This window comes from Coleofasciculus sp. G1-WW12-02 (assembly GCF_040219735.1).
Taxonomy (GTDB): domain Bacteria; phylum Cyanobacteriota; class Cyanobacteriia; order Cyanobacteriales; family Coleofasciculaceae; genus Coleofasciculus.
In genome coordinates, this window is the sequence record NZ_JAVJRX010000135.1 from 1 (window position 1) to 15,280 (window position 15,280).

Annotated in this window: 8 protein-coding genes and 1 pseudogene; 4 read left to right on the forward strand and 5 right to left on the reverse strand. The window is 47.4% G+C overall.

Features of this window, described 5'->3' with window-relative positions:
* Positions 1-271: 271 nt before the first annotated feature.
* On the reverse strand, positions 272-781 hold the full coding sequence (locus RID09_RS21930; protein ID WP_446338040.1) for a hypothetical protein: 510 nt from the start codon (positions 779-781) through the stop codon (positions 272-274).
* A gap of 849 nt (positions 782-1,630) precedes the next feature.
* Here RID09_RS21930 and RID09_RS21935 point away from each other — a divergent pair.
* On the forward strand, positions 1,631-3,577 hold the full coding sequence (locus RID09_RS21935) for a glycoside hydrolase family 10 protein (RefSeq protein ID WP_446338041.1): 1,947 nt from the start codon (positions 1,631-1,633) through the stop codon (positions 3,575-3,577).
* A gap of 178 nt (positions 3,578-3,755) precedes the next feature.
* Here the strand turns inward: RID09_RS21935 and RID09_RS21940 are convergent, their stop codons facing one another.
* Entirely contained in the window at positions 3,756-4,199 is a 444-nt protein-coding gene (locus RID09_RS21940; protein ID WP_446338042.1) for a hypothetical protein, read from the reverse strand.
* A 751-nt stretch (positions 4,200-4,950) separates the two neighbouring features.
* On the opposite strand from RID09_RS21940, the gene RID09_RS21945 reads away from it, so the two are divergent.
* Positions 4,951-5,592 (forward strand): DUF938 domain-containing protein, encoded by a 642-nt coding sequence (locus RID09_RS21945; RefSeq protein ID WP_446338043.1) that lies wholly within the window; start codon positions 4,951-4,953, stop codon positions 5,590-5,592.
* Here RID09_RS21945 and RID09_RS21950 read toward each other — a convergent pair.
* Positions 5,583-6,140 carry a hypothetical protein gene (locus tag RID09_RS21950; protein ID WP_446338044.1) on the reverse strand — a complete coding sequence of 186 codons (558 nt, stop codon included), beginning with the start codon at positions 6,138-6,140 and terminating at the stop codon, positions 5,583-5,585. The two genes, RID09_RS21945 and RID09_RS21950, sit on opposite strands and share 10 nt — an antisense overlap.
* Before the next feature lie 359 nt (positions 6,141-6,499).
* Here RID09_RS21950 and RID09_RS21955 point away from each other — a divergent pair.
* Positions 6,500-7,363, forward strand: a pseudogene (locus tag RID09_RS21955) (RNA-guided endonuclease InsQ/TnpB family protein); the annotation flags it as partial.
* Between the two features lie 109 nt (positions 7,364-7,472).
* Here the strand turns inward: RID09_RS21955 and RID09_RS21960 are convergent.
* On the reverse strand, positions 7,473-10,475 hold the full coding sequence (locus tag RID09_RS21960) for a glycerol-3-phosphate acyltransferase (protein ID WP_446338045.1): 3,003 nt from the start codon (positions 10,473-10,475) through the stop codon (positions 7,473-7,475).
* Between the two features lie 219 nt (positions 10,476-10,694).
* A complete protein-coding gene (locus tag RID09_RS21965; protein WP_446338046.1) occupies positions 10,695-12,617 on the reverse strand; it encodes a transglycosylase domain-containing protein in 1,923 nt (640 codons plus the stop codon).
* Positions 12,618-13,114: 497 nt separating this feature from the next.
* Here RID09_RS21965 and tyrS point away from each other — a divergent pair, with 497 nt between their 5' ends.
* Positions 13,115-14,287, forward strand: coding sequence for a tyrosine--tRNA ligase (tyrS, locus tag RID09_RS21970; protein ID WP_446338047.1), 1,173 nt, complete (start codon positions 13,115-13,117; stop codon positions 14,285-14,287).
* Positions 14,288-15,280 lie beyond the last annotated feature (993 nt).

Here is a 15,280-nt window from a genome sequence, read left to right on the forward strand (position 1 = left end):
ACCACAACGCAGCTATCAACATCAAAAATAGAGCGGTGGGGCAACCCGTTCTTAAAGCCAAGAGCCTCCTAAGCAGTAGCCGGATTGTCTTGGAAGCCCACACTGTACTCGGTACTCCGAGTCAGTGATGGGAGTTGTCACTCTACTGCAAGCTTTGTGGACGTGTAACCACAGCCGTCACCAGAAGTAGAGACTTTGCATGCAACGTCTCTAAAAAATGATGTCTCCTAACCGCTATGGCGGTTGCTATATCACATTCTGAGCTTATTTGTTATTTCCCATGAGCGCAAACCATCTTGTAAGCTTGATGAAAAGCTCGCTGGTTGCAGCATTCCAACCGAATGGGATTCGCTGCCCAACTTTTAAAATCAGGAGCTAATCGAATCATCTTTTGCAAAATTCTATCATCGATCCACAAAACGAGTGGAAAAGGAAACTGTTTGCGAAACTCCTCACGCACCAGATTAGTCGCACTCAATACTTGATCAACAGCAACCACCGAATCAAGACCAAAGACAACTAAAGCAGGTGGTGGTGGTTCATCCAATGCTGTGAGGATTGCCGTAAACAGAGTATCTACTGAGGGATGCAACATCACACCTTGAATAGGAAGTGAAGAGAGTTCTTGTAACTGGTTTAGTACGGATAGCGGTTGGGGTGAAAACTTGCAGCATACCAAAATCAGGGCAAAGTGACCTTGGGACATAACAATCGCTCTGGCAAGCTTTCTCAGAGATTGTCCGTTATTGGTGTTGAAAGCTTGTGCTTCTATATCAGTCATAGGAAGATGCTGACAGTTTGTCCTAATTTGAATGCTTGGATTTTATCTAAATTTTCCGGTGGCATTCTTTTTACTTTTAAATAAAAAAATAATCCCACTTCCTAATTTCTAATAAATCTTAGGGGATGGATGAATGAGTATGAACCGATAGAGAACCACAGGGTGTGGGTCTCCTAATCCGTTCAATTGTAATAAAACTTAAAACTTCCATCCAGTTCAGATTCCCTGGGCTAGGGTGGAAGTCTCTAGTGCCCCATGGCAGGCTAACTAGCTCAATCTCCCCTGCACCTTTCCACCCCCTCCTCTCCCGCCTTGTTGCCCTGAACCGTTCTACTCATCTAACGCCCAGTTTTGTTAACCTAGCCGATGGAGATGGGTTCAGCCGTAATGGGATCTTTATCCTAAAAGCGCCTGGGGCAATCATGAGCATAAGGGGAGAGCAGCTAAGATTCCTGACCTGAAGACAGTATTACTCACAAGATACACTTTAAATGTGAAATTTTTGGGTAAGTCTGGAGAGTACCCCAGCCGAAAAATGTTGCAAAACTTAAAATATTGTGCCAATTCACCATGTCACCCACCAAGAACGCAGAAATGTTTGTAGCAAAAAATACAAAAATCGCCCGATCAACATTCCGAATCAGTCAGAGTTTCAAAATTCAAAACGATTCCCTCATTCCTCATCCGATAGCCTTGGGCGACAAGTATCTTTGGCAACCTTTACCTAGCCCAGCCCGTCATTCCTGATCAGTAAGGGGTGCAGCCTCTCAATAGTGATATCTCTAGACTTGCTACTTTGTAAGCAACCCCGGTCTAAAGACACGGAGCTTCAGCTAATTAGCTGAGGTTATGCTTACCAGCCTAAGTGTCACGCGCACTACGTTATCGGCAAGAGTTAAAGACCTACCAGTAGATATGAAACAATTTGTCAAAACTTTATTTACAGCCTTTGCCAATGGGCTAATTGCGTTTAGCCGTGCTTTTGGGCATCAGGCTTGGTTAATATTTCTATTTATATTTGGCTTGTGCTTAGCCTTATGGCTGCCCACCCTAGCTTATGCTCAAACGCGGCTGAGTGATATCCAAGGAAATTGGGCGCAATCGTGCATTGAAAAGCTAGCACAGCAGCAGATCATTCGCGGTTACCCAGATGGTCATTTTAAACCCGATTCCCCCGTCACCCGGGCTGAATTTGCCGCCATGCTGGGTCAAGCATTTCCGGATGCGCCAGAGATACGCACGGGCGGAAAATTTGCCGATGTGCCAACTCAACACTGGGCAAGTCAGGCGATTCACCAAGCCTATCAAACTGGGTTTTTAGCGGGCTATCCGGGCGGACTATTCCAACCCAATCAACCGATCCCCCGTGTGCAAGCCTTAGTATCCTTAGCCAGTGGATTAAAATATGTTCCCCAGCAACCTGCTATTGAAACCTTGACATCAGCATTTGAGGATGCTAAAGCGATTCCCAATTATTCCCAAGGCGCGATCGCAGCCGCTGTAGAAAACCAGCTTGTGGTCAATTATCCCACCGTACAAACCTTCAAGCCGAACCAAAATGCCAGTCGGGCTGAAATTGCTGCTTTTTTGTGCCAAGCCACTCAAACCGCCGAGTTGATCCCCTCCCAGTACATTGCCAAAGTCGATCCTCAAGTCCCCAATTCGGCTCAAGCTGAGTTACGAGGGGTGTGGCTGACGAATATTGATAGCCAAGTCTTATTTTCTACTCAAGGCATTACCGACGCCATTCAACGCCTGGAGAAACTCAACTTCAACACCGTCTATCCTACCGTTTGGAATTGGGGTTATACCCTCTACCCTAGTCAAGTTGCCCAGCGGGAAATTGGGCGGGCGGTGAGGCTTGTGACTCCCCTAGATCAATCCCCTGATCCCGATAGGGGCACCCAAGGACGAGATATGCTCAAGGAAATCATCCAGCAAGCCCATCAAAAGGATATGAGGGTGATTCCCTGGTTTGAATTTGGTTTTATGGCACCGGCTGACTCGGAGTTAGCCAAACGTCATCCCGATTGGCTGACGCAAAATCGCCAAGGTGTGAAAATTTGGCAAGAAGGAAGTCACGATCGCGTCTGGCTGAATCCCTTTAACCCTCAAGTGCAGCAGTTTATCCAGGATTTAGTGGTCGAGTTAGTCAACAACTATGACATCGATGGGATTCAATTCGACGATCACTTCGGCTTGCCCTCTGATTTTGGTTATGATCCCTTGACAATTAAGCTTTATCAACAAGAGCATCAAGGTCAATCACCTCCCCGTGATCCCAAAAACCCAGAATGGGTGCGCTGGCGGGCGAACAAAATTACAAACTACTTAACCCAGCTTTTCCGAGTGATTAAAGCGCAAAAGTCGGATGTGATTATCTCCCTGTCTCCCAATCCTCAACCTTTCTCTTATGAATTCTATCTCGCCGATTGGTATACCTGGGAACGCCGGGGTTTAGTCGAAGAATTGATTGTCCAGATTTATCGCGATGACTTTGATCGGTTTATTGCAGAACTCGAACAGCCGGAAGTGCAGGCGGCGCGGCGTCATATCCCTGTGGGGATCGGGATTTTAGCCGGATTAAAAAATAAGCCGATTTCGTTATCACAAATTCAAAAGCAAGTAGCCGCCGTGCGTCAACGGGGATTTGCTGGAGTGTCGTTCTTTTTCTACGAAACCCTGTGGAACAACGCCTCAGAACCATCACCACAGCGTCAGGCGGCGTTTCAGGCACTCTTTCCTATGCCTGCGCGATCGCCTGAGATTTCAGCGGATTGGGAAGTCTCTGATTAGATAGGGATTCACCCTGGGGAAGTTTTAAGTTTTGAGTGTTGATCCTTTGCTTCGCTAGTCTGGCATAGTTTGTCGGGGCGGGTTTATGTGATGCAAGTGCCAGCTATTGATGGCAACGTTTATTCAAAACCCGCCCTGACAAATGACAACCCTAACCCGTTCAATCGTGCTAACCTACTTAGTTATTGGGATCAAGGTTACTGCGTTCTAATTTAACCACGGAACCGGAAGCATCCGTGCGATAGATCCAGCGGCGTTGTCCGTTGGCAACAGCCACTTGCCATCCAGATACAGGCATTGGCTTACAAGAGGCTTTTTCCTCAGCCAATCCTAGACAATTATCAGACCAGGTATGGGGTTGCACATCCACTAGGTCGAGTTTAGAAGAAGGCACTCGCGTATGCTGCGATGCATGTTGCAAAACGATATGACCAATCGCCGCAGATAACTGAGAATTTGCCTGAGTAGACTGATTGATCATTCCTTTATTATTGGGTGATAGATAATCCGCACTAAAGGACAAAATCAGAGTAAAGGCAATGGCTTGCAGAACTAGACGGGGTTGGATGGCACTGTTTTGAAGGGTTTGTTTTTCTGAGTTAGTTGCTTTAATCGTTTTCATAACAAATCTCGCATAAGGGGGCTTGAGTCGGATAGCGTACCAATCGGTAGATCACAGCACCCCAATGCCGAATTTATCCGGAATTTAGCAGCTTATTCCGATTGCAGCATTTTTAAATCGATTGCGATAAAATGGTTAACTCAAATAAAGTAGGAAAGATGTTGTTTGATTGGACGCTACCCAAAGGCAACATCAAAAGAATCAAGTTAAACGTTGTTCTGTTGGCTTAACTCAATCCTGATTGTCAGTCTAGTCACTCAGCTTTACAGATACTTGGCTTTCCTACAACTTTAAACAGGGTGAGCTGCTAGGGTATAAGGGTTAACACAAGACCCAATCTATCCTCTTGAGTAAGAGGATCTGTGGTTGAGCGAGTTATTACCACGCCCTATAAAGGCTTAAAGGTCATCCCTCAAGCCGGCGCTGTACCGCTTGTATCGGTCAGCGTGGGGTCGGTGACTCTGGCTGTGTTTACCCTTAGCTGTTCTTTGTATATATTATTTTAACTGATAAAACAATAAATTTCTAGCCGCCAAAGACCCGGATGCTTATAAACTAAGCGTTACAAACACTACCCTCGCGATCGCGCCCGGAGCTAATTTCTCTGACAACCTTTGGCTTTTCCCAGAGGAGCTAATGCCCGATGCTCACCTTCAGCCTTACTGATGCCGACTCCTGCCCTGCTCACGCAACAGATAAGGAACCGGGTAAGTGCTAGACATTAAACAAGTCTAATAGATAAGAATAAATTATGAGTACAACGGACGATGAACGGCAATACGCACCTGCCACCCAACGCAACCGCGAACCGATTTTGGAGATTCTACGGCGTGTGTTGCCTGCAAAAGGTACAGTTTTAGAAGTTGGTAGTGGTACAGGGGAACATGCCATTTTCCTTGCCCCACGTCTAAAGCCACGTCAATGGTTACCTTCTGATCCCAATCCTCAGATGCGTGCCAGTATTGCAGCATGGTCTGCTGGCGAAGCTGCTGATAATCTTTACCCACCCCTAGATATTGACGTGCACACACCAGTTTGGTCTGTGGAGAAGGATGCGCCTGTGGATTGGGAAACCTCACCATTAAATGCAATAGTCAGTATTAACCTGATTCACATCGCCCCCTGGTCAGCTTGCTTGGGACTGATAGCCGGGGCGAGTCGCCTGCTTCCTCCAAGGGGCATTCTCTATTTATACGGCCCGTTCAAGCGCAATGGACAGCATACTGCTGCTAGCAATGCTGCTTTTGATGCCTCGTTGCAGGCGTCCAACCCCGACTGGGGCGTGCGTGACCTTGAGCATGTTGTGGCAATAGCCCAAGATCAACATCTAGTCTTGCACCAAATCTACCCGATGCCTGCGAACAATCTTTCAGTAGTTTTTCATCATTCTTGAGCGGTTTGCGTCGCTTTCTCCAAAATATTGGTGCGAATACATCCGCTATGCCAAGTCCAGTTCGGTTGAGAGTCTAGGGGATTGTATTGCGCCCAAATCTTGCCACTATGGGTTTGATAAAAGTCTACAATTTCTGCTGTCGCTTCACCGCCCCAAGGTGCTTTTACCGTAATCTGGTCGCCTTTTTGAAACAGTTCGCCTGCTTTGTTTGTCGCTTCTGTAACCGGAGGGGGTGGCGGTTGCTTTTCAATTAATTTGGCGGGGATAGGTTTGGGTTTAATGACTATATAGGGTCTTTTTTCTGTCGCCGGAGGGCTGGCTGGGGCAGAACTCTGGGTTGACTCGGGTTTTTTTTCTGCCGCTGGAGGACGGGCTAGGTCAGAACTGTCGGTTGACTCCTCAGTGGGAGGAGGATTAACCTCAGTGGTGTTTTGGGTTGATTCCTCAATTGTTTCTGTGGATTCGGATGTCTCTGACGTTTCAGGAACATTCGGCGTCAGAGATTCGATATTGGTTTTTTTGCGGCTGGATTTTTTTTTGCGAGCCATAGCAGTCTGGTAGTTGTCAGCTTATTAGAACCTGAATTTTCCTGTCGGTGGGGTGGGGGGTATTACCCCTCATCCCATCCTGAACGAGTTGGGTTATGTTTTATATCTGGGGTGCATCTACATTTACCCCATAATACTCATAGATTCAGGAAATTCTATCAAAACGTGGGGGATTGGGGGAGCTATAGAACTCCATCCTCAACGAAACGGAGTGAAGTAGGGTGGGGGTACATTGGACTCCCCCAAGGTAAATTCAATCTGGTCAACCCCGATTGAATTTAAAGAGGTATTGCTTTCTTCTACAAACTAGAATATTCTTTGTAGAAAGGAGGTAAGACGTGTGGGTTTTCCTAGATAAAAAGATGCGTTCCTTTGTGTTCCCTCAGTTTAAGACTAATCCTGTCAAGGGAGACTTAATTAAGCTGCCTAAGTTGGGATGGGTCAAAATGAGGTTATCCCGCCCAATTCCAGACGGGTTTACCTTAAAGCAGGTTCGCATCGTTAAAAAAGCTTCTGGGTATTTTACCATGCTGTCATTACAGTGTGATGTACAAATACCTGATGCAATGCCTCATGGTCATCCTATCGGGATTGACTTAGGGTTAGAAAAGTTTTTGGCAACCTCTGATGGTGAGTTAATCGCTAGACCTCGATTCTTTGATTCATTGCACCGTAAGCTGGAATTGCTACAACGCCGATTGAAGCACAAGAAGAAAGGGTCTAAAAATTGGCGCAAACTTAACCAAAAGATTGCTAGATTACACCAAGGAATTCACGACACTCGAAAAGACTTTCATTTTAAACTAGCTCATCACCTAGTCCAAAATGCCGGAATGGTATTTGTTGAAGATCTTAACTTCAAGACTTGGGCGAAAGGGATGCTAGGAAAACATACCTTGGATGCTGGCTTTGGTCAGTTTATTAATATTTTGCAATGGGTTTGTTGGAAAGAACAAGTTTACTTTGCCAAGGTAGACGCTGATTATACGTCGCAGCAATGTCCTCGTTGTAAAACACACACAGGCAAGAAGGATTTATCAGTAAGAATTCACAGTTGCCATGAGTGCGGATATACAACGGATAGAGATGTAGCTGCGGCACAAGTTGTGATGATTCGAGGTGTAGGTGCGACTGGGCAAGCCGTACCTGAAATTGCCTGGCCAGACGTACTGCCGGGGGTCATTGACCTAGGTAAGTGTCCGCGAACCAGGAAATCTCCGTAGCGATACTGGGAATCCCCAACTTCAACGAAGTAAGTTGGGGAGGATGTCAAAGATTGATCCTCTCGCTTTCCCACATAGGAAGTCGTGGGAAGCAGAATGAGAGTTATCCTCACTCCAAAACCTCTACGATTCCGGATTGTCCATCAATCCTTACCCGTTGACCATTGCGGAACATCTGAGTCGCGTTATGAATATCCATTACCGCTGGAATTCCATATTCCCGCGCCACGATCGCGCCGTGAGATAGCCGCCCTCCCACCTCAGCAATTAAGCCGCCTGCACGCGCTAATAAGGGTGCCCAACCCGAATCAGTATAAGGGACAACCAAAATCGTTTGGCGGTCAATTTCTGGAACTGATTGTAAGTTATCTAAAACTCTAACCCAACCTTCCACTTGTCCAGCACTTGCACCAATTCCCACAAGACGCTGTTGAGCGGGTTCGGATTGGGTTTGCATCAGAAATGAAACGGCGGGAGGATTGCCATAGAATAGGGGAGGTACACTGACTAATTGACGATGCTCCTCTAAGAGCGATCGCCGATAGTTAATCAATCTTGGAAGTTCCTCTCGCAAAACCCCATCGGTTTCAGCCATTAGACGCTGAATTTCCGCAAATTCTAAGAAGAAAATATCCCCAGCCTCAGATAGTAAACCTGATTTTAACCAATGCTTTTCCAGTTCCACAAAACTCCAACGCAATTGGGCTAAAAATTGCGAATATACTTCAGTCACTTGCCCTTTTAGATTCAAACGCGCCTGTACCACTTCTGCTTTCCATCGCTGACGCTTAGGTGGTTTAGTCGCTGGGGGAGGATCGCATAAAAACTGAGCAAAGAGTTGCCGTATCGGTCGCGGGTCTTCTTTCCAAGTGGGAACGGCAATATCTGTGGCGACATCGCTGAGATAGCCATATTGTGTCAGAAATTGATCGAATTGTTCCAACACACTTTGAGCATCGGGAATTTCCGACAAGGATGTAAATACAGAAGCGCGATTGTCACAATTAATTTGTTTGGGACTTAATAAATGGCGCGTATCATGGGCTAATTGGGCTAGCGATCGCAAGCTGGCAATTTCTGGAGTTTGGCTATTATCTAATTCTTTATCCTTTACCTTGAGCAAAGCCTGCCGCAGAGACAGACTTAAAGGAGCGAGAATACTATAATAAGTTGCTCGTTGTAATTCCGATAAAATCTGGTTCACTCGTTCCAGAATTTCGGCGTCTGATAATTCAGAAACTGGTTGTTCTTGCAGTTGACTCAAAGCCGGAGCAAAATGGTGTTGATAATCTTGCTCAAAATCCTTATCTAAATTCCATTCTCGACCTAATAGACGAAATAATCCGGGGAGGTTCCGCAGCGTGGATTTCAGGGGCGGTTTAGAAAATTTAGCCCCCCGCGTCAGAAATTCCAAACTTTCTGGCGGTAAACCCATGCGCCGGAAAATATCGCCTAACAATGTAGCATTAAAATAGGCACGAGCATAATGCAGCGTAGCGGTTTGATTAAACTCCAATCCCTGCGCCCGTTCTTTTAACACGATTGTAAAAATTTCCCCCCAAACGCCACAGGTGAGGGGACGGTTAATTGACCAGGTAAGGGGTCGAATCAGTCCGGGAATTACCTCCGCCGCAATCTTGCGCGTCCAGATGGGTTGTAGATTGGTAATCGGTCGCGCTTGCAGTAGCCATAATTGCTGACCATCATAGGTCCATTCAATATCTTGGGGAATCCCATGGTAGCGGTCTTCCAATTCCCGCGCCAAAATAGCCACCTCTTGGACTAACGCCGAGGGTACATCCCCTTGTCCTTCAACTTGTGCGGTTTCTCCGCTTCCAGACGCCCCATGGCGCGTCTCTACATTGCTTCCTGACTCCTCCTGGGGGGCGGGTTTAGTTGAGTTATCGGTTTTTTCCTGAATGTTATCGGTCAAACCCGCCCCGACAAGCCCAGATTCCGGGAAAGATACTCGATATTGTTCTGGGGTGACTTGACCCGATACAATTCGGGTGGCATCTCCGGGTAATCCTTCAATGACTACGGTGTCTTGTTTTTGCTGGATGGGGTCACGACTAAATGCGACACCGGAAAACACCCCTTGAATTTGTTTTTGAATTAAGACAGCCATAGCCGTGTCTGGCAAATCCCGGCTACGGCGATACCCTCTGGCGGCGGGGTTATGATAAGAGGCTAAGACTTGGGTAATCGCTTCCTGTAAAGCCGGACGGCTGGTTACCTGTAAAACCGTTTGATATTGTCCGGCGGCTGATGAGAGTTCTGCATCTTCCCCAATAGCAGAAGAACGGACAACCAGGGGTTCTGATTCCGATACTGGGAGATATCTGACCAAGGGTTCCATATCATCCCCTGGAGGTAAGACCCATCCCTTTGGCACAGCGTAACCCCAACGTTTAAGCTGGGATAAGGTCGCTGCTTTGGCTCCAACCTGTTGCGGATCAAGCTCGCGCTCAAGAGGAATAATAGCTTTATCGCCTCGGAAAAAATGAAACACGGATTGAGATTCTGATTTAGCTTGTTCGGTGGGAAGGTCTAAGTCATCGGGAATTTTCTGATAAATCCAACCGATAATCAGACCCAGCGCGATCGCACTGACAATTCTAGCGAAATCATCTGGGTGCAACAGCGCCAGAATTAGGGGAAATAGAACTAAAACACCGATACGTCCCGTCGTGCGATCGCGGATAATTGTAAAGCCTATACCCCCAATTAAAAATACCAATAACGCCACTCGCCACTCATGCACCACAAATCCCCAGACCACATTGGTGGTTCCAGCACCTTTGCCCATCCAGTAGCGCCCCATAACTAGCATAATCAGGGCAATAATTTCCCAGGTGGGTTCGGTGGGAAAGAAATAACGCGCCAGCAAAACAGCCGCAATTCCCTTCAAGGCTTCTGATAATACGGCTAAGATACCCACCCAACGTCCACCGTGGTAGAACGCGGCGGAGACAGATACATTACCCGTACCGACTTGAGAGAGTTGGCGTCTTGTGAGTAAGTAGGTAATCCAGGAAATCAGGGGAAGTCCACCCAGTAGGGGACAGAGGATAAAGATAAGTAAAGCACCCCAAACCTGTGTTAGCGTCATGGGACATTTTTTACTGAGATTTCCTTGATCCTACAAGGGAGATGGGGAAGCTGGGGGAAATGGGGAAGATGAGGGAACCCTCTAGAGACGTGCCATGGCGCGTCTCGTAGAGTTGTCGGGGCGGGTTTTACTATTACCATTTGATTTTCACCCGGATGTTACTCGCGCCCGCCCCAACGGAGTCCAATGATTCTTCTACAAATGACAAATGACAAACATCTAAGGACGAGGATACTTAGACGCAGGTTCAAAGTAGCGTACTGGCTCACCCTTCAACGCCTGACTCATAAAGTCGCGCCATATTGGTGCAGCAAATCCACCCCCTGTCGCCCCACCCCCTAACGGTCTGTAGTTATCATTGCCAATCCAAACCGCCGTGGATAATTGTGGCACATATCCGACGAACCAGACATCTCGTTCTGAACTCGTTGTTCCCGTCTTCCCAGCCGCTGGGCGTCCAATTTGAGCAGCGGTTCCGGTTCCTCCTTCAATCACGCCTTGGAGGACAGCATTCAGCGAAGCCGATGCCCATGGATCAAGAACAAGGCGAGGTTTCGGGGTATTGTCTAATAACACATTGCCCATACTATCACTCACCCGGACAATGATTGTCGGATCAGAATGCCAACCTGTATTGGCAAAGGTAGCGTAAGCCCCTGCCATTTCCAAGGGCGTCATCCCAATCGCACCGAGGGGTAAAGAGGTGACAGGTTCCATGGGGCTTTTAATCCCCAAGGTGCGGCACACTTCAATCACTTTATCTAACCCGACGGCTCTACCAAGCTTAACTGCTGGAACATTTCGCGACTGAACCAGCGCAGTACGAATACTCATCGCTCCGCCGTAACCACCGCCATAGTTTCTGGGCGAATACCACCCACTCCCATCCCGGTAGCTGACTGGGGTATCCATAACCGTGGAATAGGGGGTATATTTGCCAGTGGCAAAGGCAGTGTAGTAAACAAAGGGTTTAAACGCTGATCCCGGTTGGCGTCGGGATTGAATAGCTCGGTTGAACTGACTCTTTTCGTAACCGATACCCCCCACCAAAGCTTTGACATAATGGGTGCGCGGATCAACAGCGGCTAGTGCGACTTGATCAGCATATAACCCCCGGCGGCGCAAGTTCTGGTGAGCGCGAGCGATGGTGTTTTCCGCCATGCGCTGGAAATTGTAATCTACCGTGGTTTGGACGCGCATCCCCCCTTTGAGAACCGCATCTCGACCAAATCGCTCATTCAACTCCGCCACGACAGCTTCTGTGATGTAGGGAAGCTGGCTGGTTTGCCAGGAGGTTAACTTGCCCAAACGCAAGGGTTGAGCTAAAGCATCTTTTTTCTCTTGAACCGTGATCCATCCCAGTTCCCGCATTCTCTCCAGCACGATTGCTTGCCGTTGTTTGGCTAAGGGATAGTTGGCAAAGGGGCTATATTCTTCGGGAGACTGAATCAATCCAGCGAGCATGGCTGATTCTGCCAAGGTTAAGTCAGTGGCTGGCTTGGCGAAGTAACTCTCAGATGCCGTTTGGATGCCATAATTGTTATGACCCCAATAGATCTGATTCAGATACATTTCCAGTATCTGGTCTTTGGTGAAGATTTGCTCCAGCCGGATTGCCATGACTGCCTCGGCAATTTTACGAGAGAACTTTCTCTCCCGAGACAGAAACAAGTTTTTCACCAACTGCATGGTCAAGGTAGAGCCGCCTTCTACTACAGCCCCCTTCTCCCAGTTGGCTAAAAAGGCTCGACCCACACTGTTAGGATTAACGCCATGGTGAATATAGAAGTGACTATCTTCCATGGCAATAACCGCTCGCTTGAGATCGGGGTTAATGTTTTCTAACTTAACCACCTCTCGATTCGCTTCACCATGCAGGCTAGCCAGGTGCTTCCCCTTAATATCGTAGACGTAGGTCGTTTCGGTGGGAACATAGCCCCTGAGAACTCTCACATCGGGAAGATTGCGGAAGCTTGTCGCCAAGCCAACCAGCCCACCAGCCACAACCGAGCTAGTTAGCATTGTAATGCCGAGAATGGTTCCGCCTGTTACCTGAGTGACTCCTTGCACGAATCGGAAAGCCGGTGGCAATCCCTTTTTACTATCTCTTTGTTGTTTTTGTTGGATGGTACTAGACGACACAGTGATTTCACTTCCTCACTCAAGAAAAAAATACTGGATGGCTGTGTGGGAGGCAACCTTAGGGGGGATACGTTCTATACCTTCTATAGATGATTACAGAAATTTATGGCAAAGTCAGGATTAGCGATCGATTCGGTTTTGGCGATTCTTGTCCCCTGTGGACGTTGCTCCCAGCGTTGAATCAGTGGACGGTGTTCTCCCTTAGATCTTTCTTAATGTTAAGCCTGAGATAATCGTTCATGATCAAAAACCGAAATATTTTGGCTTTTGGCTGAAAAAATGGTAACATTACTTTTCTGGATTGGCATAAACAACGGTAAATCTTAAGCATCTGCTACTCTCGTGTACATTAACTAATCGGGCAAGAAGTCTCCAGCCATAATCGATGATTGGGAGGCGAGATGAATTGCCAATGGTAGAAAACTTGTTTCCCTATCCCTAATGAGCCGTTCACTCCTTAAAGATTTCCCAGACGAATGTCAAACTCTTTAAACACAATGTCTCAGTCATTATCTTGGTTATACCGAGGTGTTAGTGACATTTTTCCCAACCAACCCGATTCTCAAGACCCGAATGAGAACCTAGAGCAACGGATTCTCAAAACTGAGCGTCCCAGTCGGGTCAAGTTGGGAATTGACCCGACTGGGACAGATATCCACTTGGGTCATAGTATTCCCGTGCGGAAATTGCGGGCGTTTCAAGATGCGGGTCATACGGCTGTCCTAATTATTGGCGATTTTACCGCAAGAATTGGTGATCCAAGTGGCAAATCTGATGTCCGGAAGCAGCTTTCTGAAGCACAGGTGCAGCAAAATGCCCAAACCTACTTGGATCAGGTGCGTCCGATTTTGGATTTTGAAACACCGGGACGCTTGGAGATTCGCTATAACTCGGAATGGCTGAGTAAGCTGGATTTGGCGGAGATTCTCGATTTGTTAGCTACGATGACGGTGGGGCAGATGCTCGCTAAGGAGGGGTTTGCGGAACGATTTAAACAGGAAAATCCGATTTACCTGCATGAGTTTCTCTATCCCTTAATGCAAGGGTATGATTCTGTGGCAGTTAAGGCGGATGTGGAGTTAGGGGGAACGGATCAAAAATTTAATATTGCTGTGGGGCGAGACTTGCAGCGGCATTTTGGTCAAACTCCCCAGTTTGGATTACTCCTGCCGATTTTAATTGGTACAGATGGCGTGCTGAAGATGTCTAAGTCGCTGAATAATTATGTGGGGTTGCAGGAGGCGGCTCAACCCATGTATCAAAAGCTGGAAGGGACTAAGGATAATCTGTTAGAGAACTATTTTGAGCTACTCACCGATTTACCCTTAGAGGAACTCCCGACAAATCCCCGCGATCGCCAACAACTTCTGGCTTGGACAATTGTCGCCCAATATCACGGTAAAAAGGAGGCAGATGAGGCAAAAGGTGGGGGTGCTATCCCAGAATTTTCCCTCTCCCAAGTCGAGTTTCCGGTTAAGTTGTTCTATATCCTCAATGCTAGTGAGTTGTGCAGCAGTAGTGGCGAAGGGCGGCGACAGATCAAAGGCGGAGGCGTGAAGCTAGCAGGCGATCGCATTACAGATGTAGACTGCTCCTTTGATTCCCCAGAGGCGTTAGAGGGTAAGGTTTTACAGGTGGGGAAAAAGAAATCTGTACGGTTGGTTTCGTAAGCTACAAAAAGGCAGAGGGCAGATTGCAGAGGGAAAAACTCTAAGGATGCCAGCGCAAAAGCTTCCCCAAGGGCGGGTGCGAGTTAAGTTTCACCGAAAGTCGCATAAGTTATCTGTAAAACCCGCCCCTACACCCACGCTCCTTGGCTCCGCTACTCCCTGGCTATAGCGCAAGTTTGAAGATTTGTCAACCAAATTAGTGAGATCAAGTGGTATTATAAAGATAATCAGACTGTGTGTCCCATCGGAGGTTCGCTCATGTCACCATTATTGCCGCTCATACTGCTATGGGTTTTTCTGGGAATGGCTTTTTTATCGAGCATCCATGCAGAAGGCAGAGCCATTACTTAATTCGGCAAAACATAGAAAGAAAAACAAAAAACAAAGATACCGCTAGTTTTGCTATACTACGAAGAGAACGAACGTCCGAGGAAGTCGGATTCCTGTAAAGCGGTGCCTCGGAACTGAGTATCGTTCCTCAATAGTTTCGTACAAAACAGGCTATATGTCTGTGGGTCGGGAGAAGTCTTTCCCCTTTTGGGGAGGAAGACACTTCACGCATATCAATACAAAAAAAGGGGAAAGAAATTTCTTTCCCCTTAAACTATCTAGGGCTTGCTGCACAACGGCAAAACCCTTATCTATACAAGGCTTTGAGTAGCATGGACATTGGATCATCTTCAAGGAAATAGGGTAAAACCCTTTCATACCCTTGCACCGCTATCAGGGAAAATGTACGATGGCTCCCCCTGCTCCCCCTGCTCCCCCTGCTCCCCCTGCTCCCCCTGCTCCCCCTGCTCCCTACCCCTCCACAAGACTTATTCAGCAAACTCTATCTATGGGTTTGAGAACAATTGACATCCTCCCCCGGCTAAAGAGCGCGGGGGATTCCTCACCACGCCACCTTTTTAGGGGTGGTCGCTGATTGGGGTTGACGCTTCGCTGAAGGTTGCCTCCAAATGAGGTCTTACACCCTCTCCACGTCCGTTTATA

What these genes read in the sequence shown, in the direction of transcription:
- RID09_RS21930 (WP_446338040.1), bottom strand. Translation starts at nt 781, where the DNA reads ATGACTGATATAGAAGCACAAGCTTTCAACACCAATAACGGACAATCT.
- RID09_RS21960 (WP_446338045.1), bottom strand. Translation starts at nt 10,475, where the DNA reads ATGACGCTAACACAGGTTTGGGGTGCTTTACTTATCTTTATCCTCTGT.
- tyrS (WP_446338047.1), top strand. Translation starts at nt 13,115, where the DNA reads ATGTCTCAGTCATTATCTTGGTTATACCGAGGTGTTAGTGACATTTTT.
- RID09_RS21940 (WP_446338042.1), bottom strand. Translation starts at nt 4,199, where the DNA reads ATGAAAACGATTAAAGCAACTAACTCAGAAAAACAAACCCTTCAAAAC.
- RID09_RS21950 (WP_446338044.1), bottom strand. Translation starts at nt 6,140, where the DNA reads ATGGCTCGCAAAAAAAAATCCAGCCGCAAAAAAACCAATATCGAATCT.
- RID09_RS21945 (WP_446338043.1), top strand. Translation starts at nt 4,951, where the DNA reads ATGAGTACAACGGACGATGAACGGCAATACGCACCTGCCACCCAACGC.
- RID09_RS21935 (WP_446338041.1), top strand. Translation starts at nt 1,631, where the DNA reads ATGCTTACCAGCCTAAGTGTCACGCGCACTACGTTATCGGCAAGAGTT.